Consider the following 1,550-nt stretch of genomic DNA (forward strand, 5'->3'; position numbering starts at 1 on the left):
ATAATACACGCGCCATAGATGTGCCCTATCCTTCACAGATAAAGCAGTCTTGATGGTCTGCGGTAATCTTTCACTCTCCCTACAGCCACTGTGAGGATAGCATGAGGCCAAGGGAAGGCTTTTGAACCAAAACCTCCTCCTATGTAGGGACTGACAATACGTACCTGTTCTGGAGCTATATTGAATAAGCCACTGTAGGTTTTTTGAGACCCCGCTACCCATTGACTCGGTTCGTAAATAGTTACGGCTTCTTGACTGTGCCAATCTACTATGAGGGCGTGAGGTTCCATGGGTGCATGAATTTCTACAGCCGTTGTATAGGTTGCTTCTATTTTTGTTGCTCCTTTTTCCTCAAAATCCCCTGTTGTCCAATCCCCTGTTTGAAATTCTAAATCCTCTCCGAATATAGATATGGCTTTTTCATATTCAGTGTTTTGAGGCTCCATTTGGGGCAATTGAGTTTCATATTCTATTTGAACTTGATGGGCTGCATCTCTTGCTATTTCTAAAGTTTCAGCTACTACTATCCCTACTATTTGACCTGCATAGTGGATTTGATTATCTGATAGAGGTAGACGTTGTTCGTAGGTCATAGCATTGGCTGCGGCAATTGAAGGAACATTTTCGTGGGTAAAAACGGCGATGACTCCTTCTGTGGCTGTTGCCTTTTGAGTATTTATCTTCTTTATTTGCCCTTTGGCGCAGGTAGCTGTTACTAGGTAGGCATGAGCTAAGTTAGCAATTTTATGTTCTGCTGCGTAGGTAGCTTTTCCTGTTACTTTTGCTTCGGCATCTTTGCGGTTTAGGGGTTGACCAATAATTTGTTTCATTCTTTTATATTTAACTATATATTCATTAAGCTCTTCTATTAAAAAGAAGCAATAGTAATGCTCTTAATTTTCCGAATTCCGAATTCCTTTGACCTTCACCAGAATTTACTTTTTTACTCTTACCTAAATAGGGCTTGCTGAATAAATGTAAAACTTTTGCTAGATAAAGGTTTGATCCCATTTTTATCATAAAAAGTGCAAGGTTTTTTGATATATTATGCTAGAAAGAGTGCATTTTTTTCTTTGATTACTCGAAAATTCATAAATCATTATTACCTTCTGCCTCCTGCCTCGGTGCCTTTCTCCTCACCAAAACTTACTTTTTCACCCGTACCCTAAATAGTACCGCCACCTTGAGTAGAAACGGTTAGGGCTCGCTTAATCGCTCTTTTACACAGTTCTATTTTAAATCCATTGTGAGTAAGGGGTTGTGCATTTTCTAGGGCGATTTCTGCGGCTTGAGTAAAGATAGCAGTATCTACTGATTTACCGATTAAAAACTGTTCTGCTTCCTGTGCCCGCCAGGGTTTGTGTGCCACTCCCCCTAGAGCAATTCTGGCATCTGTGATTGAACCTTCAGCTACATCTAAAGCTGCGGCTACGGAAATGAGGGCAAAAGCATAGGAGGCGCGATCGCGAATTTTCAGATATACTCCTGACTTGACAAAGGGCTAAATACAGTTGAAAAATATTTACTCATTACTGCTAAAACTTGCTCAT

2 protein-coding genes are annotated in these 1,550 nt (G+C 40.5%); both read right to left on the reverse strand.

All coding sequences use genetic code 11. From position 1 onward, the window contains the following. Nucleotides 1–32: 32 nt before the first annotated feature. On the reverse strand, nucleotides 33–830 hold the full coding sequence (locus tag MW688_RS17770) for a xanthine dehydrogenase family protein molybdopterin-binding subunit (protein WP_486737350.1): 798 nt from the start codon (nucleotides 828–830) through the stop codon (nucleotides 33–35). 335 nt (nucleotides 831–1,165) lie between these two features. Further along, nucleotides 1,166–1,477: an FAD binding domain-containing protein gene (locus MW688_RS17775; RefSeq protein ID WP_486737351.1), complete on the reverse strand. Its 312-nt coding sequence runs from the start codon at nucleotides 1,475–1,477 to the stop codon at nucleotides 1,166–1,168. Between the last annotated feature and the right edge of the window lie 73 nt (nucleotides 1,478–1,550).

Source organism: Johannesbaptistia floridana (assembly GCF_057440575.1).

Coding starts and splice junctions, on each gene's coding strand:
- MW688_RS17770 (WP_486737350.1), bottom strand. CDS start 830: ATGAAACAAATTATTGGTCAACCCCTAAACCGCAAAGATGCCGAAGCA.